This is a genomic window from Arthrobacter sp. TJ-170 (genome assembly GCF_058269305.1).
Map to the genome: position 1 here is coordinate 167114 of NZ_JBZCNL010000005.1, position 25211 is coordinate 192324.

The 25211-nt window shown below is 63.0% G+C and carries 23 protein-coding genes; 4 read left to right on the plus strand and 19 right to left on the minus strand.

The features are described 5' to 3' along the window. Positions 1-130 precede the first annotated feature (130 nt). The 3 genes from AC4D1W_RS11125 to AC4D1W_RS11135 all read left to right on the plus strand — a co-directional run bounded on the left by AC4D1W_RS11125 (position 131) and on the right by AC4D1W_RS11135 (position 2182). Positions 131-610 carry an NfeD family protein gene (locus AC4D1W_RS11125; protein WP_490891564.1) on the plus strand — a complete coding sequence of 160 codons (480 nt, stop codon included), beginning with the start codon at positions 131-133 and terminating at the stop codon, positions 608-610. 37 nt (positions 611-647) lie between these two features. Beyond that, positions 648-1598, plus strand: a complete 951-nt coding sequence (locus AC4D1W_RS11130; RefSeq protein ID WP_490891562.1) for an SPFH domain-containing protein — start codon at positions 648-650, stop codon at positions 1596-1598. Positions 1599-1834: 236 nt separating this feature from the next. Beyond that, complete coding sequence (locus tag AC4D1W_RS11135) at positions 1835-2182, plus strand: RNA polymerase-binding protein RbpA (protein WP_026543576.1); 348 nt, start codon at positions 1835-1837, stop codon at positions 2180-2182. A 104-nt stretch (positions 2183-2286) separates the two neighbouring features. Here the strand turns inward: AC4D1W_RS11135 and AC4D1W_RS11140 are convergent, their stop codons facing one another. The 18 genes from AC4D1W_RS11140 to AC4D1W_RS11225 all read right to left on the minus strand — a co-directional run bounded on the left by AC4D1W_RS11140 (position 2287) and on the right by AC4D1W_RS11225 (position 22890). Beyond that, entirely contained in the window at positions 2287-3039 is a 753-nt protein-coding gene (locus AC4D1W_RS11140; protein WP_490891560.1) for a polyprenol monophosphomannose synthase, read from the minus strand. A 494-nt stretch (positions 3040-3533) separates the two neighbouring features. Next, positions 3534-5162: an amidohydrolase gene (locus AC4D1W_RS11145; protein ID WP_490898771.1), complete on the minus strand. Its 1629-nt coding sequence runs from the start codon at positions 5160-5162 to the stop codon at positions 3534-3536. Between the two features lie 38 nt (positions 5163-5200). After that, complete coding sequence (locus AC4D1W_RS11150) at positions 5201-8014, minus strand: DEAD/DEAH box helicase (protein ID WP_490898772.1); 2814 nt, start codon at positions 8012-8014, stop codon at positions 5201-5203. A gap of 51 nt (positions 8015-8065) precedes the next feature. Further along, entirely contained in the window at positions 8066-8893 is an 828-nt protein-coding gene (gene tatC / locus AC4D1W_RS11155) for a twin-arginine translocase subunit TatC (protein WP_490891556.1), read from the minus strand. Positions 8894-8898: 5 nt separating this feature from the next. Beyond that, on the minus strand, positions 8899-9192 hold the full coding sequence (gene tatA, locus AC4D1W_RS11160) for a Sec-independent protein translocase subunit TatA (protein WP_490891555.1): 294 nt from the start codon (positions 9190-9192) through the stop codon (positions 8899-8901). A gap of 40 nt (positions 9193-9232) precedes the next feature. Continuing rightward, the gene (locus AC4D1W_RS11165; protein WP_490898773.1) at positions 9233-9565 is read right to left on the minus strand and encodes a hypothetical protein; all 333 of its coding nucleotides are present in this window, start codon (positions 9563-9565) and stop codon (positions 9233-9235) included. A gap of 9 nt (positions 9566-9574) precedes the next feature. Continuing rightward, positions 9575-11554, minus strand: coding sequence for a helix-turn-helix transcriptional regulator (locus AC4D1W_RS11170; RefSeq protein WP_490898774.1), 1980 nt, complete (start codon positions 11552-11554; stop codon positions 9575-9577). Between the two features lie 97 nt (positions 11555-11651). After that, entirely contained in the window at positions 11652-12047 is a 396-nt protein-coding gene (locus AC4D1W_RS11175; protein ID WP_490898775.1) for an FKBP-type peptidyl-prolyl cis-trans isomerase, read from the minus strand. 21 nt (positions 12048-12068) lie between these two features. Continuing rightward, positions 12069-13004: an FKBP-type peptidyl-prolyl cis-trans isomerase gene (locus AC4D1W_RS11180; RefSeq protein WP_490898776.1), complete on the minus strand. Its 936-nt coding sequence runs from the start codon at positions 13002-13004 to the stop codon at positions 12069-12071. A gap of 130 nt (positions 13005-13134) precedes the next feature. Beyond that, complete coding sequence (gene pafA, locus AC4D1W_RS11185) at positions 13135-14496, minus strand: Pup--protein ligase (RefSeq protein WP_490891550.1); 1362 nt, start codon at positions 14494-14496, stop codon at positions 13135-13137. Further along, on the minus strand, positions 14496-15227 hold the full coding sequence (gene prcA, locus AC4D1W_RS11190; protein WP_490891549.1) for a proteasome subunit alpha: 732 nt from the start codon (positions 15225-15227) through the stop codon (positions 14496-14498). Before prcA ends, pafA begins: the two co-directional genes overlap by 1 nt. 2 nt (positions 15228-15229) lie before the next feature. After that, complete coding sequence (prcB, locus tag AC4D1W_RS11195) at positions 15230-16045, minus strand: proteasome subunit beta (protein ID WP_490891780.1); 816 nt, start codon at positions 16043-16045, stop codon at positions 15230-15232. 6 nt (positions 16046-16051) lie between these two features. Beyond that, a complete protein-coding gene (locus AC4D1W_RS11200) occupies positions 16052-16261 on the minus strand; it encodes a ubiquitin-like protein Pup (RefSeq protein WP_490898777.1) in 210 nt (69 codons plus the stop codon). A gap of 38 nt (positions 16262-16299) precedes the next feature. Beyond that, entirely contained in the window at positions 16300-17883 is a 1584-nt protein-coding gene (dop, locus tag AC4D1W_RS11205) for a depupylase/deamidase Dop (RefSeq protein WP_490898778.1), read from the minus strand. Between the two features lie 62 nt (positions 17884-17945). Then, complete coding sequence (gene arc / locus AC4D1W_RS11210) at positions 17946-19685, minus strand: proteasome ATPase (RefSeq protein WP_490891779.1); 1740 nt, start codon at positions 19683-19685, stop codon at positions 17946-17948. A gap of 135 nt (positions 19686-19820) precedes the next feature. Further along, entirely contained in the window at positions 19821-20915 is a 1095-nt protein-coding gene (locus AC4D1W_RS11215; protein WP_490891546.1) for a tRNA (adenine-N1)-methyltransferase, read from the minus strand. Between the two features lie 56 nt (positions 20916-20971). After that, complete coding sequence (locus tag AC4D1W_RS11220; RefSeq protein WP_490898779.1) at positions 20972-22126, minus strand: site-2 protease family protein; 1155 nt, start codon at positions 22124-22126, stop codon at positions 20972-20974. Further along, the gene (locus AC4D1W_RS11225) at positions 22123-22890 is read right to left on the minus strand and encodes an HAD family hydrolase (protein WP_490891544.1); all 768 of its coding nucleotides are present in this window, start codon (positions 22888-22890) and stop codon (positions 22123-22125) included. Before AC4D1W_RS11225 ends, AC4D1W_RS11220 begins: the two co-directional genes overlap by 4 nt. A gap of 104 nt (positions 22891-22994) precedes the next feature. Here AC4D1W_RS11225 and AC4D1W_RS11230 point away from each other — a divergent pair, with 104 nt between their 5' ends. Next, on the plus strand, positions 22995-23891 hold the full coding sequence (locus AC4D1W_RS11230) for a proteasome assembly chaperone family protein (protein WP_490891543.1): 897 nt from the start codon (positions 22995-22997) through the stop codon (positions 23889-23891). Here AC4D1W_RS11230 and mshC read toward each other — a convergent pair. After that, positions 23888-25171, minus strand: a complete 1284-nt coding sequence (mshC, locus tag AC4D1W_RS11235; protein WP_490891542.1) for a cysteine--1-D-myo-inosityl 2-amino-2-deoxy-alpha-D-glucopyranoside ligase — start codon at positions 25169-25171, stop codon at positions 23888-23890. The two genes, AC4D1W_RS11230 and mshC, sit on opposite strands and share 4 nt — an antisense overlap. Positions 25172-25211: the final 40 nt, after the last annotated feature.

Consider the following 25211-nt stretch of genomic DNA (forward strand, 5'->3'; position numbering starts at 1 on the left):
AATCCGGCGAGCGTTACACGAAGGATATTCCCGTAGGGCTATATTCCCCTGCGCCGGTTTGGCATGATGGTAATAGGCACCATGCATACGGTTACAGCGTCAGCAGGTGTCGACACCGAGGGGAAACGCAATGTTCGATTGGCTTGTACAGAACACCTGGATCCTGTGGCTCGTGCTCATGCTCGGATTGGCCGCTGTTGAAACACTCACCCTTGACCTCTTCTTCCTCATGCTCGCGACCGGTGCGCTTGCGGGGCTCGTTGGCGCATTAGCGGGAACCACCTTCTTCATCCAGGTACTCATCTTCTGCGTGGTCTCGCTCATGATGGTCCTGCTGGTCAGGCCAGTGGCGCTGAAGCACCTGAAAGGCGGTTCAGCCGAGCAGGCGAGCAATATCGACCGACTGATCGGTGAGCCCGCCCTCGCCCTGGAACCTGTAACCGGGCGGTCCGGAACAGTCAAGATCGGCGGTGATACCTGGACTGCTCGCAGCGCCGACGGTTCATCGTTGCCCGCAGGAAGCCAGGTGACGGTTTCCCGTATCGACGGGGCGACCGCCGTCGTCGTCGGTATTCACCAGACCGGAAGCGATCCGATCACCTCGTCCTGAGCCGAGATCCGGCACCATCCACAACACAAGGGGAACCATGTTCACAGATTCAGGCGCAATCGGACTCACCATCGTCCTGGTTGTTCTGATCGTTTTCGTTCTGATCATCCTGGTGAAATCCGTGCGGATCATCCCGCAGGCTCGAGCAGGTGTGGTTGAACGACTCGGAAAGTACCAGCGGACGCTCCTGCCGGGGCTAACGATCCTCATCCCGTTTGTCGATCGGCTGCTGCCGCTGCTCGACCTGCGCGAGCAGGTTGTTTCGTTCCCTCCGCAACCAGTGATCACCGAGGACAACCTGGTGGTGTCCATTGATACGGTGGTCTACTTCCAGGTGACAGACGCGCGCGCCGCAACTTATGAGATCGCCAACTACATTCAAGCGGTCGAGCAACTGACAACCACGACGCTTCGAAACGTTGTTGGTGGACTGAATCTGGAAGAGGCCCTGACCTCGCGTGACCAAATCAACGGCCAGCTCCGGGGAGTCCTCGATGACGCCACCGGGCGATGGGGCATTCGGGTTTCGCGGGTAGAGCTCAAAGCGATCGACCCGCCGCACTCCATCCAGGACTCCATGGAGAAGCAGATGCGTGCAGAACGAGACCGCCGGGCTGCCATTCTTACTGCTGAAGGAACCAAGCAGTCGCAGATCCTTACTGCTGAAGGACAGCGACAGGCGGCTATCCTTGCTGCCGAAGGCGATGCCAAGGCCGCCATCCTGAGGGCCGACGGCGAGTCACAGGCTATCCAGAAAGTCTTCGACGCCATTCACAAGGGCAACCCCACCCAGAAGCTCCTCGCTTATCAGTACCTGCAGACATTGCCGAAACTCGCGGAGGGCAACTCGAACAAGCTGTGGATCATTCCGAGCGAAGTAGGGGAAGCGCTCAAGGGTATCGGGAATGTGCTCGGTGCCCAGGACGGTGAGAACTCCGAGCGCAGCTCCCCCCTCACCGCTACTGCTGAGGACAACTCTCGGTCCTGACTCCCCTACGTCTACGTCGGTCTCTCCGATTCCTAGCAGCACCCGAATTGGGTGATTCATCCCGCGTTCGGTATAGTTGGGTGTTTGCCGGATGAAGCGCCGCCGGGAACAGACGGCGGTCCACCGGCGTTATACCTGTGGTAACGCGGCGTGAACGTCGTGGTGTTGCGCATCCGCTGGGTGTGCAGCAGGGGCAACTGGAAGTCCAGGATGCCATACGTAGTTAGGGAGAAAAGATGAGCGACCGTAGCCTGCGGGGTATGCGCCTTGGCGCCCAGAGCATGGAGACCGAATCCGGCGTCGAGCCGGCACCCCGGCAACGTATTGAGTACCGTTGCGAGGACGGAGAGCGGGTCTTCGTGACGTTCGCCGCCGAAGCGGAGATTCCCCCGGTGTGGGTCTCCAAAACGGGCAAGGAGGCGCTGCTCGTTGATGGAGAGCGTCCCGACACGTCCGGAGACAAGCCGGTTCGCACCCACTGGGACATGCTGCTGGAGCGTCGTTCCATGGAGGAGCTGGAGCAGATTCTTGAAGATCGCCTCAACATCCTCAGGGAGCGCCGCGGAGAGCGCCGCTCCGCCTGATTATTTCAAAAGAAGCCCGGGTACTTCATGGAAGTACCCGGGCTTTTTGGTGTCAGCAGGACATATACGAAGCGATAAATCCCTCCATTGCTCTGCTGGCTTACCTACCTATCTGCTGGCTTGCGGCCTGTTGAGAGCCGGCCTGTCAGCGCGCGCCATCGGGCGGCCAGGCCCCAGCGGGTGACACTGGCGATGGCTTCAAAAACGATATTGCCGCTCATTTTGGAATCCCCATACTCACGCTCGACAAACGTGATCGGTACTTCGACGATGCGGAGTCCTTTCTTTGCCACCCTGAAGGTCATGTCGACCTGAAACCCGTACCCGACAGAATCCACAGTGGAGAGGTCTATGCTTTCGAGGGTCTCGCGCCGAAACGCACGGTAGCCGGCTGTGATGTCATGCACAGACAGTCCCAGCATCGTGCGCGAGTACAGACTTCCGGCACGGGAGAGCATCTTCCGGTGGAACGGCCAGTTGACCACGGATCCACCGGGAACCCAGCGAGAGCCAATCACCAGGTGAGCGCCGGAAACTGCGTCGAGGAGGGCAGGAAGCTGCTCCGGCTGGTGGGAACCGTCCGCATCCATTTCGACGATGACGTCGTACCGACGCTCAAGAGCCCAGCGAAAACCCGCGATGTATGCTGCGCCGAGACCTTCCTTACCCTGACGATGCAGGACGTGCACGGCGGTGTCGCTGGACGCTCTGGCATCGGCCAGCTCTCCAGTGCCATCAGGGCTGTTGTCGTCCACTACCAGTACGTCTGAGTGGGGCACCGCTGCCCGGAGCCGGTCAAGAGTCAGAGGGAGTGACTGGCGCTCGTTGTAGGTAGGAATGATGGTGACAACGCGCACTCATGAACCTTTCGATGGGGCAGGTGCGCATGGCGCAGCAGCTCAGTATCCGGACCGGCTTACCAGTATAGGCCGAGGACTCGAGCAGCCCTTTCACCCCGTGGGCGTTGCCTCCACCTCCGGCAGCGAGCGTACTAGAGAGCATCAGTGCGAAGGTGCCTCAGAGCCCGGTTCTGGGGGTAGGTTCGCACGCCTTCGGGCCAGCAGTGATCAACCGATCGGCGCTGTTTTCTACTGACGTGCAAACCTACCCGTTGTGAGTACCGAGCCTTCCACCGCGCGAAAGAGCCTAACATTTACGTTTCGGTCCCCCTTGGCGTCACGTATGCGGTGGCTCGGTCAGGTCTGTCCGGGAGTGCCGGACCCCGACCCGTAGACCTAAAAGCTTACGGCCTGTGCAGGACGTGTCAACAGCCGTTTGACCTGCTGCTTCATTCGTTTGCGCAGGTCAGCCGAAGTGCCGGCCGGTAAGCGGATTGGTCTTTGGATGGCGTTTACCGGGCGACGACTACATCGGAGCTATAGAGTTGCCGGCCCCAGTGCACCGTTTCCAGGCAGCGTGGCTCCTTTCCGTCATCCAGCGCAGGGAGCAGCGGCGTACCGGCCCGCGGATCCGTACTCCAGGACTGCACCCGGCTGTCAGGCGTCTGCACCATCAGCTCTTCCACCTCCCACACGGCGTAGGAGGCTGGCGCGCCGGGAACCAGCTGACCGAGGAGCGGGTTCTCTGCTCCCACCGCACGCCACCCGGCGCGAGTGTGCGCCAGGAAAGCAGCACGCGCCGAGATCCGTTCCTCCGGGCTGGCGTGCGCTATGCAGGCCCGGACTGACTGCCACGGCGACATACGCGTGACGGGCGAATCGGACCCAAGGCACACCGGCACTCCTTGACTCAGCAGGCTTCCCACCCTGTTCATCGGGATGTAGCGGTCCCGGCCGAGACGCTGTTCGTACAATCCGCCAGGAGCCCCCCACAGCGCGTCAAAGCCCGGCTGGGCGCTCACGATGGCACCGAAGTGCACCAGGTTGCGGATAGCTGCGTCATCGGCCATTTCCACGTGCTCCAGGCGGTGCCGCGAGGCTCGCACCCTCTCGATTCCATGAACAGCAGCGGTCTTCTCCAGCGCGGCGATGACCGTATCCAGTCCCTCGTCACCGATGACGTGGAACCCGGCCTGCCTGCCGGCCGCCGTCGCTGCTCCGAGGTGCGCTGCGACGTCGTCGGCGTTCATGAAACTGGTTCCGCAGGAGTGCGGCGCATCAGCATAGGGAACCCGCATGCGCGCCGTGTGTGAGCCGATCGAACCGTCAACGTTCAGGTCTCCGCCGAGCCCCAGAATCTGCCCGCCGAAGCCTTGAAGGATGCTGCGCATCTCCTCTTCAGACGTCGCAGACTGCCCCCAGTACGCGAGGATCTCCGGGTGCGGACCCTCGAGCGCGAACAGCGACAGGACGTCTTCGCGGGGCGCGATGTGGGGGGCGGCCATTTCAACCACGGCAACAATCCCGTTGGCCGCTGCGTGATTCAGCGCTGTCCGCTGTAGGTCCTTCCGCTCATCGGCCCCCAGGTTCCGGACGGCACTGCGGGCAGCCAGGTGCGCGTCGCGCACCACGAAGCCGTCGTCCCACCCGTCGTAGGCATCCAGGGAAAGCCGCTGGGCAAGTGACGCGGAGACGACGGCGGAGTGGACGTCAGCGCGGACCAGGTAGACGTCGCGTCCACCGGAGGCATTGTCGAGTTCAGCCGCAGTTGGCGGGCGACGCTCGGACCACCGTGATTCGTCCCAACCGTTGCCCATGATCGTTCCTGTCGTACCCGCGCCCGCCTGCGCGATTCGGTCCAGCAGCTCACCGAGACTATTGATCCCGTTGAGGTCGAGTGACGTGAGCGCGAGGCCCGTCTCGGTGGTGTGTACGTGCGAGTCGACGAACCCGGGCGCGATGAGCGTTCCCTGCAGGTCGACCACCTCCATGGTGCTGTCCGCCAGGGCAGCCGCCGCGTGCTCGGACCCGACCCAGGCCACCGTATCGCCCGTGACCAGCATGGCAGTGGCGAACGGATCAGCGGCGCTGTACACGGAGCCGTTGCGGTACAGGATGGGCTTCGGGTCATGTGGTGACACAGGCGTGTAACTACTTTCGGATTGAGAACGAGGAAGGGCTATTCGGTTACAGCGGAGTAGGCGACGACGCCACGCCGGATCAGCTCGATCGAGTCGATGCACAGCCGGCGGAATCCGGGCGGCAGGTCGGGCACTTTCGCCAGCTGATCGATGAGGTCGATGATCTGCTTGGCCCAGCGCACAAAGTCGCCTGCTGCGAGGTCGGTGCCCTGCAGCGCGCTCTGAAGCCCCTTGCCGCGTGCCCACTTGTACACCGGCCAAACCAGCCCGAAATCGGGTTCGCTGGTGACCGACAGGCGGTACTGCTCCTCGAGGTCGGTTAGTCGGGACCATTGGCGGATCACAACGTCGATGGAAGTTTCCAGCGAGACCGACGGCATGCGCGGGCGAAGGCCGCGTTCCTCCCGTTTGGCCTGGTAGACCAGTGCGGAGGCCAGCGCCGCAAGTTCGGCCGCATCGAGATCCTGGAAGGCGCCGTGCTCAAGGGACAGCGCGATCAGGAGATCCTTCTCGCCATAGATACGGCGAAGCTTCTGCCCCGCAGGCGAGATCGCCAAGCCGTGCTCGTTGTGTTCCTGCAGGTACCCGTAGCTGAGGAGAACTTCGGAGACCCGGTCGAACGTCTTCGCGATGGTGTTCGTGCGGCCCTGGATCTGCTGGGCCAATCGGTCTGTCTCCCGCCGAAGCTTCCACCATCTTTCAGCCCACCGGGCATGATTCTCCCGGTCGCTGCAGCCGTGGCAGGGGTGAGCCCTCAACCGTCGGCGCAGGTCAGCGATGGCTTTCTCCTGGCGTTCGGTGCCGACGGTCGGGAACTCCACCGGCGTCCTCGTGGTGGGTGGCCGCCGGTCGCTCAGGGAGTTCCGGAGGGAAGCAGCGAGATCCCGGCGGTCCTTGGGCTTGCGCGCATCGAACTGTTTCGGAACCCGAACCCGCGAGAGCACCTCCACAGGCCCGTCGAGGTCCTGAACCGACAGCCGCCGCACATGCTTTTCCAGGGTGAGGACGGTGGGGCGTGGATCGCGGGCTGCATCTCCGGCGAGCACAACCGCGTAACCGGTGATCCGGCCGGCTGGGATGTCGACGACATCGCCGGGGCGAAGCGCTTCCAGCGAGGCTGCTGCGGCGCTTCGACGGTTACGGGAACCGGCCTTCGACGCGGCAGCTTCGAGATCGGACAGTTCCCGGCGGATTGCTGAGTACTCCGAGAAGTCGCCGAGGTGACACGTCATCGCCTCGGCGTAACCCTTCAGGGATTCTTCGCGCGTACGGACCTGTCGGGCGAGGCCCACCACCGAACGGTCGGCCTGGAACTGTGCGAAGGAGGTTTCCAGGATTTCCCGCGTCCGGTGCTGCCCGAACTGGGATATCAGATTGATGCTCATGTTGTACGTGGGCCGGAAGCTGGAGTTCAGCGGATAGGTGCGGCGCGACGCCAATCCTGCCACCGCTCCCGGGTCGGTCCCCGGCTGCCACAGTACGACGGCGTGGCCCTCCACATCGATGCCGCGCCGGCCTGCCCGCCCCGTGAGCTGCGTGTACTCTCCCGCCGTGATGTTTACGTGGGCTTCCCCATTGAACTTGTCGAGCTTCTCCAGCACAACGGATCTGGCGGGCATGTTGACGCCGAGCGCCAGCGTTTCGGTGGCGAAAACCGCTTTGACCAGCCCTTCCTCGAAGAGCTTCTCGACCACTTCCTTGAAAGTCGGGAGCATCCCCGCATGGTGCGCTGCGAATCCCCTGATCAGCCCTTCCCGCCAGGCCCAGAAGCCCAGCACTTCCAGGTCTTCCTCGGGTATGTCGAGGGTTGCTTCCTCGATCCGGTCGCTGATGATGCCGCGCTCGTATTCGGTGGTGAGCCATAGTCCCGCGTCAAGGCACTGGCTGACTGCCGCCTCACAGCCGTTACGCGAGAAAATGAAGGTGATCGCGGGGAGGAGCCCGCCCCGGTCAAGGGCGGTGATCACCTGTGGCCGGCTTGCCCGCCGCACAGCTGTCTGCGGTTGCTGGTAGCGGTTCTGCCCTCGCCCGCGCTTGGCGCCTGTTCCCCAACGCGCCCTCTGATTCAGTCGTGTTTCAGTGGTGGCGAGGTCCAGCAACTCCGGGTTCACTGCAAACTTGTCCTCGGCTCCGCTGGACGATCCCTCGGCGGCCGCTTCGTCGAAAGCGACCTCGCCCGCGAAAAGGTCGAGCAACTGCTGACCGACCATCACGTGCTGCCACAGCGGGACTGGCCTGTGCTCCGAGACCACGACGTCGGTGTGGCCGCGCACGGTATGGAGCCAGGCTCCAAACTCCTCAGCATTGGACACGGTCGCGCTCAGGGAGACGACCTTGACCTCGGTCGGCAGGTGGATAATCACTTCCTCCCACACCGCGCCGCGGAACCGGTCCGCCAGGTAGTGCACTTCGTCCATGACGACGTACCCCAGGCCCGCCAGGGTGTCAGAGTCCGCGTACAGCATGTTGCGGAGAACTTCTGTGGTCATGACGACGACGGGAGCTTCCGAGTTGATGCTCGTGTCTCCGGTGAGCAGTCCAACACGGTCAGCTCCGTGCAGGGCGGCGAGCTCAGCGTATTTCTGGTTGCTGAGCGCCTTGATGGGCGTCGTGTAAAAAGCCTTCAGGTCCTGGCTGAGTGCCATGAAGATCGCGAACTCCCCGACGACCGTCTTGCCTGCACCGGTAGGCGCCGCCACCAGCACTCCCCTGCCGGCCTCCAGGGAGGTGCAGGCGTCCCGCTGAAACTCGTCCAGGTCGAAACCAAGCGTCTGTTCGAACTGATGCAGACGGGTTTTTTCATACCGGTTACGCGCCTGCGCTGCCTGATACCGCTCGGCTGGGGAGGTCATGGTTCAAGCCTAGACTCTCCGGACGTCCGGCTACTGCATTCGGAGCAGGCGTCAGATTCCGTCGATCCTCGATGCGGTGTCCGCGTTTGCCTCGATGTCTGCCTCCCGCGCCGCGTTCCGTTTGTCGCGGCGCTTGTCATTAAGGAGGCACAAGCCAATGGCGACAAAGAACAGCAGCAACAGCGGTATGGCCAGGTAGAACATGCTCATGGCATCGCCGCCCGGTGCCGCCATCGCCGCGAAGAGGCAGATGAGGAACACTGTGATGCGCCAGGACTTGAGCACCTGCTTGCCCTTGATGATGCCCACCAGGTTCAGTCCGAACAGCACCACAGGCAGGAGGAAGGCGATGCCGAAGGCCAGCATCAGCCGCAGCAGGAAGGTTATGTACACGGGGACGGAGATGAGGTTCGCGAAGCCTTCCGGCGTGAAGTCGGTCAGCACTCGCACGGCACTCGGCAGGATCAGCCAGGCCAGATAGAGACCCGCGATGAACAGCGGGACAGCGACGGCGATGAAGCCGAGCGCAATGCGCCGTTCTTTCGAGCGAAGCCCGGGGGTGATGAACGCCCACAGCTGGTAAAGCCACACCGGGCTGGCGATGACGAGACCGAGGAAGACCGAGATCTGGATCATCAGGTCGAAGGGAGACCCGACGCCGTCGAAGTTCAGCGCTGCGTTTCTGCCGTCGATCTGGTTGATATTGCGCACCGGTGTTGCCATCGCTTCAAGCACCGGGTTGTAGATGAAGAATCCGATGACGGTGCCCACAACAACGGCGATGGCCGATTTGAAGAGTCGGTTACGCGCCTCGATTAGGTGTTCCTTGAGCGCCATCCGCCCTTCGGGATTCGCTTTGCGCCCTTTCACCCGCGGCATGGTGCTCAGCTGGTGGAGGACGTGCTACCCGGGCCCGAGGAGCGGGTGGTCCCATGCTGGGGATCGTCGTGGCTGCGCCGGGGTTCGTCGTGGCCCGGCTGATTCACCACGCGCCCTTCGACCGGCGAGGACCCGTCCGCGTCATCGGAGTTGTTTTCTTCCTTCATCTGTCGAACCTCCGACTTGAAGATGCGAAGCGACTGGCCGACGCTGCGTGCCAGACCCGGAAGCTTGGGCGCACCAAACAGCAGAATCGCAATGACGATGATGATAAGAATGTGCCAACCCTGGATCTGCATGACTAAATGTCCTCTCGGTGAGTCTACGTTCAAGTCTAGGTCATAGGTGCGGTAAGTCACGCAGGAGCTGAGGCTGTCCACGAAGGGACCGCCGTCGTACCCTGCGCTCCAGCCGCTGCCAAGCGCGCGCCCGGGAGGCGAGGGAATTTTCAGCCCGAACAACTGCCGGCGACGTGAAAACCGCAAGCGGGACGGGCCGCAATTCTCCGGCTTCCGCAGCGTCGAAATCAGGCGTCAACAGCTCGGAGGCCCGTCCTGCTTCGTCCATAAGGGCGGTGAAGCCGCGAAACAGGCGCCAGGCAAGGAAACCCAGAAAGAGAAGTGTCAGCGCGGCAAGCGCCACCCACAGAATAATCCACGTCCACCATTCCATACGGCCAGTCTAGTTGCCGGTGCGCTGCCGGTGGACGGCCAGTGCAGCGTCAACGAATTCACGGGCAATCTCCCGCTCTGCCTCCGGTTCCGCCACGGTGCACTCACCGCCGAGACTCGCCACGAGCCCCGGCAGCCACGTGGTTGTGCCGACCCTGATCTCCGCAGCCAGCCTGCCGTCGCCTGTCTGCGCGGTGAGCTCGGCGGCATACGACTCGGCGATCCAGCGCGCGCCCGCACCCAGGAGGAGTACGACGGCGCGGTCCGCGCTGGAATGGTCGAAGATGACGGACGGTGACTCCGCCTCGACGGTAGTCGGCCGCTCAGTCAGCTCGACGTGCTGCACGCGGTCCAGGCGGAAGTTACGCCGGCCGCCTGCACTGTGGCACCAGGCATCGAGGTACCAGGCGTCCTCGTGAAGGAAGGCCCTCAGCGGCTCGATGAACCTCTCGGTCACCTCATCCCGGGCAGGTACCACGTAGCGCAAGTGCAGCTGTCTGTGCTGTTCGATCCCCGCGCGCACTGTCGCAAGGACCGGGGCAACCTCGTCCTCGGTGATCCTGGTTGCGATCGAGTCGTTCATTCGCGCTGCGTCCCCTGCTCCAGCGCGGAGTTTCTCCCGGGCGGAGCGGACCGCAGAGTCATCGGGCAGGCCCGGAAGGTTGATCAGCGTGTCCAGTCCCACCAGGAGGGCGCACACCTCATCGAGGCCGAACCGGATCGGATCACCCAGCGACTGCGGGTCGGTGATATGGATTCGGTTGTCCTCAAGCTGGATGTCGATCAGGCCGTCCGGATAGAAGCGCGGACCGCTGACAAAGAGCAATTCAACATCTCTGATCAATTGAGCCGGTGACACGCCGAAGTCCCGGGCCGCAATGGCGACCTCGACTCCGGGGTGGTTCAGCAGGTAAGGCACCAGATCGAGCAGGCGCAACAGGCGATCCTCCGTCGAACCGCCGGGCCGCACGGGCGCAGACCGGGTTACTGTCCCGTCGAAAGCAAACGACGGCGGCACCTCCCGCAGCGCACGCGCTGCCCCTTTCAGCCGACGTCGTATTTCCGCTGCGAGCGAGTCCGGGGAGAGTGCTACGGCGTTCGGGCCGAAGGATGCGATCTCACCGGCAGCCGTAGCCTCATCCGAATAGCTGAACTCGAGAGTGTCCCACCCGTCGCTTCGTACCGTCGAAATAGCACCCGGCCGTGCCCTTAGGATGTGGCAGGTTCCCGTCCTGACGGCGACGGCCGCGCGCTGGCCCAGCGCATCCGCAGTGAGCGTGGCGAGGGAAGCAGACATCGAGAAGTCCGGGGGCACGCTGTAGGTGCCGGCCTGTGTGGTGGGCGGCGTGGTGATTCGGGTGAGGCGGAACCAGCGCTCCGCTTGGCGATCAATATCGAAGCCCACCAGGTACCAGTGCCCGAACCGACTGCCCATTCCCCAGGGCTGCACGGTGCGATCACGCTCTTCGCCGGTGCTCGCCGCCCGATACCCGAAACGAATGACGCGGCGCCCGGTGGTGGCCTGCCAGAGTTCGTCCCAGAACGGTTCATTCGTTCGGATCCGCGCCTCGATCGACGACCGGGAGGCCGACTCCGCGCCTACTCCCCTGCCCTGGAGCTTCCGTAGCGCCCGCGATGCCGCGGAACCCAACGAGGCTTCCTCCCACATGCCTGCAGCGATGGTGAGTGCCGCTGACTCTGCCGCGGTGAAGCTCATGCCGGGCAAACGGTAGTCTTCCGCGTTGATCCGATAGCGGGTGGACGCATTGTCATTCTCGAACAGGCGGTCCTCGGTGAATGACTCAAGCGGGATGCCCTGTTCGCGCAACGTTGCCTTGTCGCGGTCGAAGAGCTTCTCACGCGCGGCCACGGTGGATGCCTGGTCGTACTGTTCGATCTCACGAAACAGCTCCTCCTTGGTCCACCCCTGCCGGGAGGACAGGAGCAGCATCACCAGGGTGAGCAGGCGTTCTGTACGTTTCGCTGACACGGTGGCAAGGATACCTTCTCGGGAACACTGGGAAGACGACGAAGGGCGGGCAGCATTCCCTTTCGGTGTTTGCTGCCCGCCCTTTCTATCAATGGTGTTAGCGAACGCCCATGAGGTCCACGACGAAAATGAGAGATTCGCCGGGTGCGATAGCGGAACCCGCGCCGCGGTCTCCGTACGCGAGGTGCGGTGGAATTTCCAGACGGCGTCGGCCGCCGACCTTCATGCCCGAGATTCCCTGATCCCATCCCTGGATGACCTGCCCGACGCCGATGCGGAAGTCCAGCGGCGTGCCGCGGTTCCAGGAGGAGTCAAACTCCTCTCCGGTGGAGAATGCCACTCCGACATAGTGGGCTGAGACGGTATCCCCCGCCTGAGCTTCCCGCCCTGTGCCCTCGATCAGGTCCTTGATGACAAGGTCCTCAGGCAGGGCTTCGCCGGGGAAATCGACCTCGGGCTTGGTGCGGTCGTATTCGCGCTGTCCGAACGACATGGTGGCTCCTTTACTTACTACTTACTCTGCGGCTACTTTTTCGACGATTTCGACGTAGAAGGCGAGCGGACCCGCCGGTCCCTGGGCGGGCTGGTCACCGTAGGCCATGGCCGACGGGATCACGAGCAGGACTTTGGAGCCGACTTTCAAGCCGGACAGACCCTGGGTCCAGCCCGGGATGACCCCGTTGAGCGGGAACTCCGTCGGCTCGCCTCGATCAAAGCTGGAATCGAACTGCTCGCCCTGCCAGGACCACCCGGTGTAGTTTGCGGCGATGGTGTCCGCTTCGGTGATCTCCTCGCCGGTCCCCTCTTCGATGACCTTGACGACGAGATCCGACGGGGCTTCATTATCCGGGAACTCGATCGAGGGAACACCCTCGCCGTCAAGCGTCACGGTGGGAAGCTGCCCTGCTTCCTCGAGCTCCGCAACCTCTTCCGAGGAGAGCTTCCTCGGGGGATTCTCGGCACTGATAACTTGCAGTACGAGCAGCACGTTCTGAGACTGGGGCTGCTCCTCCTCAGCAGGGATAGCGAACGCAATCTGGGAACCGACCGTCGACCCCACCATGACCTCGTACAGCGAGGGGTAGACCTCCTGAAGCTGGTCGTCGAGGGGCAAGCCCTGCGGGGCGCCCTCCTCATAGGAGTCCCGAAGTGCGCTGCCGTCCTCAGGATTGAGTGAGAGGACATGAACTTGGAGATTCTGGCCTGCCTCAATAACGGCGCCGTCCCCCTCGGCGACGACGCGTGCGCCCTGCTCTGCGATGTCAAGCGGTGCATCGAACTCAACCTCGGGCGCGGTGTCCGGGCCGGCGTCGGAAACCTCAACGGACTCCAGGGTGTCGGCTACACCGGCGGACTTGCCGTCTGCTCCAAAATCCGCAGGGGTGGTTGGCCCGCCGCAAGCGGTCAGGAACAGCATTGCGGGCAGCAGGAATGCTAATACTTTTCGCACGGTATTTCTTTCAAGTGGAGTGGAGAACGCGGTTCCGCGATCCTGCCGGTCGTCCTCTCGGCACCGGACTTTACCTACCCTAACGGGTTGGGCTGGGAGATTTCTCCTAGGCCGGTGAACGTAACGACGCTTACAGATGCTCCAGCAGAGCGCTGACCCGCTCATCTTCGGAGGCAAAAGGATCCTTGCAGAGGATAGTTTGTTGCGCACGGTCATTGAGTTTCAGGTGCACCCAGTCGACGGTGAAGTCGCGGTTGGCTTCCTTCGCGCGGCGGACGAACTCCCCACGCAGCCGGGCGCGGGTGGTCTGCGGGGGGATGTCCACGGCAGCCTTGATGTCGACATCGTCCACCACCCGCGCCGTTTCTCCGCGTGCCTGCAGCATGAAAAACAGGCCGCGTGACCGCGAGATGTCATGGTAGGTCAGGTCGATTTGCGCAACCCGCGCAGAATCCAGGTCCAGGTTGTTTCGTTCCATATAGCGGTCAACAAGCTTCTTCTTGATTGCCCAGTCAACCTCCCGATCGATCAACGCGTGGTTGTCTGTCTCCACTGCCCGCAGGGTACGTTCCCACAGCTCCAGTACCCGGGGAAGGTGCGGTGTATGCGCGCCTTCCGCTTCAACGAAGGAGCGGGCACGGTTGAGGTACTCATGCTGGATGTCAAGGGCAGACACCCGCCTGCCGTTGGCCAGCTTGAGCGGTTGCCTGCCGGTGAGGTCGTGGGAAATCTCGCGGATGCTCCGGATCGGGTTCTCAAGCCGGAAGTCCCGCATAATGACTCCTGCTTCGATCATGCGAAGGATCAGGTCAACGGACCCGACCTTCAGGAGTGTGGTCGTCTCCGACATGTTGGAGTCACCGGCGATGACGTGGAGCCGACGGTAGAACTCAGCATCAGCGTGCGGTTCATCGCGCGTGTTGATGATCGGCCTGGAACGGGTTGTCGCCGAAGAAACACCCTCCCAAATGTGGTCCGCCCGCTGGGAGAAGGCGTAAAGGGAGCCGGACTGGGTCTTCAGAACTTTCCCGGCTCCGACCAGGAGCTGGCGCGTCACAAGGAACGGAATCAGGATGTCGGACAACCGCGAAAATTCCAGTTTGCGTGGGATGAGGTAATTCTCGTGGGAGCCGTAGGAGTTACCCGCAGAATCTGTGTTGTTTTTGAATAGATAGACCCGGCCGTCGTAGCCTTCCTGACCGAGTTTGCGCTGGGCCTCGGCGATCAGGTCCTCGAGGATGAGTTCGCCGGCTCGATCGTGCGCGATTAGTTGTGCGACGTCGTCGCACTCGGCAGTGGCGTACTCGGGGTGGGATCCCACGTCCAGGTAGAGCCGGGACCCATTGGTCAGAAAGACGTTCGAAGAACGTCCCCAGCTGACCACCTTTCGGAAGAGGTAGCGGGCAACTTCCTCGGGAGACAGGGGCCGCGAATTCGGACCGGAGTAGGCGATCCCGAACTCCGTCTCGATCCCGTAGATCCGGCGATCCATTACAGCGACACCCGCTCATTGTTCAGCATGGCGTCCAGCTCGTGTCCCGAAATGCGGCGAAACGCCCGGACACTCCCCCGGGTGGTGAGCGGATCTCGGTCCAGAACGGCTACTTCAAGGGTCTTGGAGCCGAGGTGCACTCGCGGTTCGGGGGTTGTTCCGCCGCTCTCCCGAAGGGAGTCGACAGCGGCGCGGATTGTCTCGCCGAAGTCCTGTTCAGCACTCCAGCGGCCCTTAAGCGCGTCAACGACGGCGTCTGCCTGGCCGCCCATCACGATAAACCCGGTCTCATCAGCAATGGAGCCGTCGAAGGTCAAACGGTAGATGTGGTCCTCGGCGATCGTCATGCCCACTTCAGGGACAGCGAGTTCGACCTCGAACGGTTTGCTCTCGGCGGTGAACACCGCACCGAGGCTCTGCGCGTAGACACTTGCGAGACCTCGCGCTGTGACGTCCTCGCGGTCATAGGAGTAGCCACGGACATCCGCGTATCGAACGCCTGCCTGCCGCAGGCTCTCGAACTCGTTGTACTTCCCCACCGCAGCGAACCCGATGCGGTCATAGATTTCTCCTAGCTTGTGCAGCGACGGTGAGGGATTCTCCGCCACCAGCGCGATGCCTTCCCTGCAGGAGAGGACGGCAACGGAACGACCGCGTGCAATGCCCTTCCGCGCGAAATCGGCGCGGTCCTTCATGAGCTGTTCCGGCGAGACGTAGAACTGCTGAGTCATCGTTAGGCCTCCCGCCCTGATACCGATCGCGATGCAATGATCTCCTCGGCCGCCTGGGCAAGGCTCCGCTCGGGGATACGCCGTGCTCCTGCTCCGTTTACGGTGTAGACCACCGGCCAGAGCTGACGGACGACGTCGGGGCCGCCGGTCGCGGAATCGTCATCAGCGGCGTCATACAAGGACTCCACCGCGACTTTCACCGCCGCGTCCTCTCCGAGGTTGGGCTTCCACAGCTTCTTCAGAGCACCCCGGGCGAAGACAGACCCGGATCCGACCGAATGGTGTTCCTGCTCTTCGTAACGCCCGCCGGTGACGTCATAGGAGAAGAGGCGCCCGACCCTGCGCGTGGTGTCGAACCCCGCGAACAGGGGAACAACGGCCAGACCCTGGAGAGCAAGGGGAAGGTTCGCCCTGATCATGGCGGCAAGCCGGTTTGCCTTGCCGTCGAGGCTCATCCGGGTGCCTTCAATCTTCTCGTAGTGCTCAAGCTCAACCTGGAACAGACGCGTGATATCAAGAGCGATTCCGGCGCTTCCGGCGATTCCGAGGACCGAGAACATGTCCGCGGGGAACACCTTCTCTATGTGACGGCTGGCAATGACGTTGCCCATCGTAGCCCGGCGGTCACCGGCCATGAGGACGCCGCCGGCATAGGTCAGCGACACGATCGTTGTGGCGTGCGGAGCAAGGTCTGCGCCGCCGGAGTGATTTCCTGCGTCGCGGCCAGAGGGAAGTGCGGCTGGGTTCTGCGCGGCTATGTACTCAGAGAAGGAGGTGGATGCGGCCCGGCCTATGGTTGCGGCCGCGTCTTCCGGCAGCATGCGTTACTGTCCGCCCTTCTGCACAAATCCCCGGACAAACTCCTCCGCGTTGGACTCCAGGACACCGTCGATCTCATCCAGGAGATCATCGACTCCTTCTGTCTCGGCATTGTCCTGCGACTGGCCGGCGGCTGGGGCTGGCGCGAGGTCGGGACTGACCTCGTCCTGCTCTTCGGGGCGCGATCCGGTATTCCGCTGATCCTGTGTTGCCATGATGAGTGCCCTTCTCTTCGGCCTGTTGTCGGCTACTTCTATGGTGCCATGCTGGGTTCCGGACCGCCCTGTAAGCGGGAGACAAATTCCTCAGCCGTCCGCGAACCTGAGAATAGTTCCTCCGTCAGTGCTGCTGTTCCGCGAAGGGGTTCGCGGGTCTGGATTCGCTGCAGTCTGCGCTGTGAAGGCAGCTCAAAGATAATTGAGTCCCAGCTCGCGCCGACCACCTCCTTCGGGAAAGAGGAGATGCAGCGACCGCGGAAGTAGGCGCGTGTGTCCCGTGGCGGATCTGCGACGGCCGCAACGACGTCGTCGTCGCTCACCAGCCGCTCCATTGAGCCCCGGGCTGCAAGCCGGTAGTAGATGCCTTTGTCCGGTCGGAGGTCCGCGTACTGCAGGTCGATCAACGCGAGCCGGGGATCGTTCCACTCGAGAGAATCCCGGTCCCGGTAGGCCTGCAGGACCTTCAATTTAGCAACCCAGTCCACCTGCCGTGCAGCCTCCATGGGATCCCGGCGGAGCACGGCAATCAGGGATTCCCAACGGCCCAGCACGTCTGCAGTCTGCTCATCCCCGCCGCCCTGGTGGTCCACCGCGCTACGCGCTGCTTCGAGGTACTTCTCCTGAATATCGAGGGCTGTAACCTTGCGGCCGTCAGAAAGAGTGACGAGGTGGCGCAGCGTCGGGTCGTGACTAATAGCCTGGAGTTCCCGGACGGGTTCCGCGATAGCAGGGACCGAAAGGAGCTCATTTTCGATCAGTGAAAGGATCAGCGAGGTTGTGCCCAGCTTCAGGTAATTGGACACCTCGCTCAGGTTTGCGTCCCCGATGATGACATGCAGACGGCGGTACTTTTCGGCGACTGCATGCGGTTCATCCCGGGTGTTGATGATCGGCCTGCGCACGGTTGTCTCCAGACCCACCTCATTCTCGAAGAAGTCTGCCCGCTGGCTGAGCTGATAGCCGGGCTGTTGGTTCAGGGCGCCGATACCCAACCGTCCGGCTCCGCAAATCACCTGCCGGGTCACGAAAAATGGAATCAGCGCGGTAGCGATCCTGCTGAAGGGAACGCTCCGCGGTACAAGGTAGTTCTCGTGGGATCCGTAGGAGACGCTCTTGCTGTCCGTGTTGTTTTTGTAGAGGACCACTGGCGCAAAACCGGGCGTCGCAGCGATACGCGCCATCGCCCGCTGCACCACGACGTCGCCGGCACGGTCCCAGCGCACGGAATCGAGGGGGCTCGTCACTTCCGGACTTGAGTACTCGGGGTGCGCATGGTCCACATAGAGCCGGGCTCCGTTGCTCAGGACGAGATTCATCAGTACCGCGGGATCTTCCGCGGGGTCACCGGTCCCCTGGTCCACGAGCGCGACCTGTTCTGCCGTCAGGACGGGCGGCTCATCGGTGAGCTGCGAGGGCTCAGCGGAGGTGCGGCCAACCTGCCATCCGCGGGCGTCGGACAGCGGAGCTTCATCCGTATAGTCCCAGCGGGTTCCGGCGAGGTTGCCCAGGCCTTCCCGCAGGGTTGCCGCGTAAGCGTTCACCACCTGCGTTGAAAGCACAGTGGCATTCGCGTCCGAGATCCCGGGAGCAATGATGCCGTATTCGGTTTCGGTGCCCATGACCCGGTGTACGGTCAGGGGCGGCAGATCGGTCGTTGGTGCAGATTCGGAGGGATTTCCTGTCACAGATACTGCCCCGTGTTGGCCGCAGTCTCGATTGTCTTGCCAGGTTCCTGACCGGCCTTGCCCTGCACGATCGTCCGGATGTACGTAATACGTTCGCCCTTCTTGCCCGAGATGCGCGCCCAGTCGTCCGGATTGGTGGTGTTCGGCATGTCCTCGTGCTCGCGGAACTCGTCCACCACGGCCTGCAGAAGGTGTTCGATGCGCAAGCCTTTCTGCCCGTTCAGCAGGAGATCCTTGATGGCGCTCTTCTTGGCGCGATCCACGACATTCTGGATGACGGCACCCGAGTTGAAGTCCTTGAAGTACAGCATCTCCGTGTCCCCGTTGGCATAGGTGACCTCAAGGTACTCGTTTGACTTCTCCGTTGAGTACATTTTCTCCACCGTGCGGCGGATCATCGCCTGGATGGTGGTTGTAATGTCTCCGCCGTACTCAGCCAGGTCATCCCGGTGCAACGGTAGATTGCCGGTAACATACTTGGCGAAAATCTCCGCTGCGCCCTCCGCATCGGGACGATGGATCTTGATCTTCACATCAAGCCGCCCGGGCCGGAGAATAGCCGGGTCGATCATGTCCTCGCGGTTGGATGCGCCGATGACGATCACGTTCTCAAGTTTCTCCACGCCGTCGATCTCGCTGAGAAGCTGCGGAACGATGGTGGTTTCCACGTCGGATGAAACGCCGGTGCCGCGGGTGCGGAACAGGGAGTCCATCTCGTCGAAGAAGACGACCACGGGCGAACCGTCCGATGCCTTTTCCCGAGCGCGGGCAAAAATGAGCCGAATGTGTCGCTCTGTCTCACCGACATACTTGTCCAGGAGCTCGGGCCCCTTGATGTTGAGGAAGTAACTGCGGGTTTCCTCAGAGCCTGTCCGCTCAATAGCCCTCGCCGCCAGCGAGTTGGCGACTGCTTTGGCAATGAGCGTCTTACCGCACCCGGGCGGGCCGTAGAGGAGGATGCCCTTTGGTGCCTTCAGGCCGTGCTCGCGGTACAGGTCCGGATGAAGGAAGGGCAGCTCAACGGCGTCGCGAATCTGCTCGATCTGCGGGCCCAGCCCGCCGATATCCTCGTACGCAATGTCCGGCACCTCTTCCAGGACGAGGTTTTCGACCTCGCTGCGAGCAATTTTCTCCAGGGCGTAGCCGGTCCTGTTATCCACGGACAGAGCATCCCCGACCCGGATCTTCTGCTGCTGGAGCGGCCCGCTCAGGCGGACGACGCGCTCTTCGTCAGCGCGGCCGATCACGAGCACCCGGTCCTTGCCCAGCAGCTCCTTGATGGTCACAAGTTCGCCGGAACGTTCGAAAGAAAGCGCTGCAACTATCGTGAGGGACTCGTTGAGCAGGACTTCCTGCCCAGGCATGAGCTGGTCAACGTTGACTAGCGGGCTGACGGCAACCCTCAGCTTCCGGCCCGACTGGAAGATGTCCGCGCTGTCCTGCAGCGCGGCTTCCGCACCGTTGGCCCCAATCTGGGAGGTACGCTCGTTCACCTCGATGACGGTTGCGAAGCTGAACGGCGCTGCCCCTTCCTTCTCCAGCGCACCCTTCAACCGGACGATCTCGGTTCGTGCGGCCTCCAATGCCGATACGAGCTTGGAGTTATTCTGGGTTGCGGACGCCAACTGCCGGTCGATATGCCGCAGCTTGTCACGCAAAACGTTGATCTGGCGCTGGGCGACTGCAAGCTGCCCTTCAGTGGGAGTGCGGGCTGGTTCCGGCGCTGACTGGGGCATTCCGGAGTCGTTATTCGATGTATCCACCGCGATCGCCACCTTCTCCGTTGCTGTTGCGTTCTCTTTTGACCATAGCGCAGTGGACATCGGATTAGGCTGAAAGTGATAACTTCGTCACTTTCAGCTGAGGTCGGCTCAGTCAGCCTGTTCGGTACCCTGGGAGTCGCGCCGCGCCTGTGCCTCCTCGGGAGGAAGCGCGCCGCGCTGGATGGTGGAACTGGCATCCCGGGCTACCCGCCGAAGCCGCTTGTCTGATACCGCCCGCTCCCCCACCGCCTGCGGGGTCCACGCATTGAGGTCCTCTTCGCTGAAACCGGTCTTCGACGGTCGGCGCTTCGTGCTGATACCGGTCACACCGTGCGCAAGCCGCCGTGTGGTGAGCAGGAAACCGGTGTGTGCCACCATTCGGTGATCGGGTCGGACCGCCAGGCCCTCCAGATGCCACCCGCGCACCATAGATTCCCACGCTTCCGGCTCGGTGAATCGGCCATCGGCCCGTATTGCCTCGGCCGTACGGGACAACTGGGTCACCGTAGCGACGTAGTTGATCCAGACCCCTCCTGCCGCCAGCACCGTGGCGACCGCGTCGAGGCACTCCCAGGGCGCAAGCATGTCAAGGACAACGCGGTCGACGCTTCCGGGCTCCTCTGCTTCGAGGACCTGCTCCTGGAAATCACCGAGCGTGATTTGCCAGGCGGGGTGTTCGCCGCCGAAGATCGTCTCTACGTTGCCCTTCGCGATGTCCGCGAACTCTTCGCGCCGCTCGAATGAGTGCAGGTACCCGCTGTCACCGACGGCACGCAGGAGTGAGATGGACAGCGCTCCTGAGCCGACGCCAGCTTCCACCACCCGTGCCCCCGGGAAGATGTCGGCCATTGTGACGATCTGGCCCGCGTCCTTGGGGTACACCACGGCAGCGCCACGCGGCATCGAGAGCACGAAGTCGGAGAGCAATGGGCGAAGCGCCTGGTACTGCGCACCGGTGGTATTGGTAACGATCGTCCCCTCGGACGCCCCGATCAGCTGGTCATGGCTGAGGAAACCCCTGTGTGTGTGGAACGCACCGCCGGGAGTCAGGGTGATGGTGTTCATCCGTCCCTTCTCATCGGTGAGTTGCACGCGCTCACCGGGACGCAGGGGTCCACGGCGCGCCGCTGCTCCGTGGGGTTGCTGTGCCGCGTGGTGCTCAGACTGGGGTTCAGCCTCCGTCTCGAACTGGCTGGTGTTCATAAGGTCCTCCGGTGGTTCTGCTGAGGCAGCCCGAAGGCGCCCGCGTGCTTTGGGTGTCAGTTACTGCCTGGATGAGAGCGGCCGGTGATGGCCGCGATGACGACGGACTGGTGCAGCAGACCGGTGACCGTTCCCTGCCTGTCCGTCACCGCATACTCGCTGCCCGCGAGCCGGGCTAGATACTGTACGAGTTCCTGGCCTTCGGCGAACTCCGGAACATACGCCCCGGGGGCAAGCGCGCGGGCCACGGCGTTCACCGGTGTCGCGTCTGCCTGGGAGTCCGGCACTGCCGCCAGTGCCCCGCGGTCCACGACGGCTTCCGGCAGGCCGTTCGGACTGGTCAGAACGATGTCGACGCCCGGCCGGTCAGTGAGCAGACGCTTGACCTGTTGCACGGTGGTACCGGCCGGCATGCCCACGGCCGGGTTTTTCAGTCTGCCCGCGCTCACCTCGGGGAGCCTCAGGCGCATTTTTGCGTTGGCAATCGCAGAGCTGGCTCCCAGCCAGAGGAAACCGCCCATCACGACGGCGACGATCACCGTGATAGCGCTGGGCCGGACGCCGATCAGGAGCGGCACAAGAACGACGGCTGCGACCAGGCCGACGGCGATCACCCGGCCCGTCCATCCGGCTGCCACCGTCCCTTTTTCCTGGCTGCCGGTAGCCCGCCAGACCGCGGACTCGACGATCCGACCGCCGTCGAGCGGCAAGCCCGGCAGTACATTGAACGCCGCAACGAGGAAGTTTGCCCACACCAGGATGTTGGCGAGGAGATTGGTCACTCCGGAAGGCTCTATGAGTACGATCGCTCCCCATCCGGCAAGGGCAAGCACGAAGTTCGCCGCAGGACCTGCAAGGGCAACGATGAGTGAGCGCCCGGGGCTTGCAGCGAAATTCTCAAACTGCGTATGGCCGCCCCAAAGGTTCAGGACGATACGCGTGGTCGGCCACCCGAAACGGCGTGCAGACAGCGCATGGGCAAGTTCATGGATCAGGACTGAGCCAGCGAGCAGTACTGCGTATGCGAGAGCAACGCCGTAGGCACCGAGGCCCAGTGCCGGATACAGCTCTGCCACTTGAGGCCCGAAGACTATGACCACGAAGGCCGCGATGATGAACCACGACCACGCCAGCACAACAGGGATGCCGAGGATGCGCCCCAGCGGTATACCGTCCTGCCGGGTTGCCTCAGGTTGCCGTGGCTCGTTCACGCGGTCCGCCTGCCACCGGCACGGTCGGAATAGGACCCAACCAGGGTTTCGAGGTCCTCGACGCTGCGGCCGGCGAGGGTGGGCCACAGGTGGTCTGCGGCGTCTGGGGGCAAAGCAACGAAGTGGGGCACGCCGAGGGTGATCACTCCGGCTGCCCGGGCCGAAGTGACCCCCGGGAGGGAATCCTCGATGGCTATGACGCGATCCTTGCTCAGCAACCGGGCTTTCGAGAGCTCATCAAACGCCGCCTGGTAAGCCTCAGGATCGGGCTTACCCTTCGCGACCCGATCGCCGGTTACGAGCAGTTCGAAGGTGCCGGCCGGCAAATGGCGTTCCACTTCAGCGGCCAGCTGCTGCTCCGACATCGTGACCATTGCACAGGGAATTTCCTGATCGCGGAGGGCGAGCAGAAGTTCGCGCGCACCCGGCCGCCATGGCACTGACTCGCGCACCTTTGCGGTCACCTGTTCCGTGAGCGTATCGATGATCTCGCGTACGCTGAGATCCACGCCTGCGGCCTGCAACACGCCGGCGGAAAAGGTAAGTGCCTGTCCGACCAGCCCCTCGGCCTGCGCTTCCGACCAGGAGCCGCCATGGGCAGCAACCAGCTGATACTCGGCCTCAATCCAGTACGGTTCCGTATCGACGATAGTGCCGTCCATGTCCCAGAGCACCGCCTGCAGGTCAAGCATCGCGGGCGCATCGTGCTCAGCACGCTGTTCAATATTTGAGGGCACAGCCGTATCGCTGGAAGGGGTGACCATGCCCCAAGTCTACGTGGCCACGCAGGGCCGACCGGCGGGTCCGCTCTACGCGAAGACGCGTGGTACGCCTGACAACGGCCGCGGCGGAGGTCTAGGGTGAAACGGTGAGTACGTTCGAAGACAACCAGACCCAGGGCGTTCCTGACGGCCTTCCCGGGCTCTTTCCCGAGCGGGATGGCGAGCGCCGGGTTACGGTCATGCTTGCCGCGTTCGAAGGATGGAACGACGCCGGTGAGGCAGCGAGCGATGCCCTGAAGTTTGTCGGCAAGCAGTGGGGCGGGGAAAAAATCTCGACCATCGATGCTGACGAGTTCTACGACTTCCAATTCACCCGGCCAGTCATCAAACGCAACAGTTCGGGGCAGCGACGCATCAAATGGCCTACCACGCGCATCAGCAGGGCTTCAGTCCCGGGTGGCGATCTCGACGTCATCCTGGTTCACGGAGTCGAGCCCTCCTATAAGTGGCGTGCGTACACCGCGGAACTCGTAGGTATGGCGAAGGAACTCGACGTGGACTGCCTTGTGCTGGTCGGTGCCCTGCTCGCGGATGTGCCTCATACCCGTCCCATTCCGGTCACTGTTTCCTCCGACGATGACCTGATTCGTGAGTCACTCAACGTAGAGTCCTCAACCTATGAGGGCCCCATAGGAATTGTGGGGGTTCTTGCGGAGGTCGGCCAGCTCGCTGACATCCCGACGCTGTCGATGTGGGCGGCGGTCCCCCATTATGTCGGTCAGTCTCCGTCGCCGAAGGCACAGCTGGCACTGTTGAATCGCCTCGAAGAACTGCTTCACGTCAGCCTGGATACCGCCGCGCTGGCGGAGGAAGCTGAAGCGTGGGAGCGAGGCGTCGACGAACTTTCCACGGAAGACCCGGAGGTCGCAGCATACGTGCGGCAGTTGGAGGAAGCGAAAGACACGGCGGACCTCCCCGAGGCGAGCGGCGAGTCGATCGCTCGCGAATTCGAGCGCTACCTCAAGAAACGACGGAAAGACTAGTCTTTCAACCGGATGCCCAGCAGCGCATCGAATGCGTCGGCAGCCAACTGAGCGCCGTCGTCGGTTCCCGTGAGGTGTGCCGTCTCGGCACACCACCGGTCCACCGCCTGCAGTGCGGCCGGAGCATCAAGATCGTTCGCCAGCGCTCCTCGTAGCGATGCAAGGAGATCCTGAACGGACTCCACGGTCGCCCCGGCAACAGCGGCACGCCAGGTGTCGAGGCGGGAATGTGCGGCGTCGAGGCCCTCCGAGGTCCACGACCAGTCAGAACGGTAGTGATTGGCGAGAATCGCGAGGCGAATGGCGGCAGGATCAGTGCCGGCTTCACGCAGCGCCGACACAAGCACCAGATTGCCCTTGGACTTGCTCATCTTCTCGCCGTCGAGCCCGACCATGCCTGCGTGCGCGTAATGACGGGCGAGCGGGAGACCGGAAACCGCCTGGGCATGTCCGGAGCTCATTTCGTGGTGAGGGAACATCAGGTCTGCTCCCCCGCCCTGGACTGCGAAGGGCGCCGGCAGGTGCTGGAGCGCGATCACGGAGCATTCAATGTGCCATCCGGGCCGTCCGGAGCCGAGGGAAGCACCGTCCCACGAGGGCTCTCCCGGCCGGGCAACGCGCCACAGGAGCGGGTCCAGCGGGTTGTGTTTGCCGGGTCGGGCTGGATCGCCGCCTCGCTCAGCGAAGGTCGGAATCATCTCCTCTTCGCTCAGGTGGGAAATGAAGCCCGGCTTCCACTGAGCTTCGCCGGAAGTTGCCGACAGCTGTGCAGCGCGGTCCACCGAGAAGTAGACGTCTCCGTCAGGATCCGTTTCAGATCCCGGCACGCGGTAGGCAAGGTTGCGCTTAAGGAGGTCTTCGACCACCGGGACGATGGCCGCCACCGACTCCACCGCCCCCACGTAATGGGAAGGTGCCAGAACGTTGAGGGCCTCCATGTCCGTCCGAAAGAGGTCCGTCTGCGAACGCGCCAGATCCATCCAGTCAACGTTGGTCGCAGTGGCGCGCTCCAGCAGCGGATCGTCCACGTCGGTGACGTTCTGGACATAATCCACGTCGTAGCCCGCATCGCGCCAGAGCCGGTTCAGCATGTCGAATGCCACGTAAGTTGCTGCGTGACCCATGTGCGTGGCGTCATACGGCGTAATCCCGCAGACGTACAGTCCCTGCCTGGATCCCGTGGCGATCTCCGAAAGATTTTCCCGCACGCTGTCCCAGAGGCGGATGGGCGGTGGGCTGCCGGGCAGGCTCGGAACGGTCCGGGAATTCCAGGAAATCACGCTTCTACCTTACGGGGTCGGGACTTGGCTTTCGATGGGA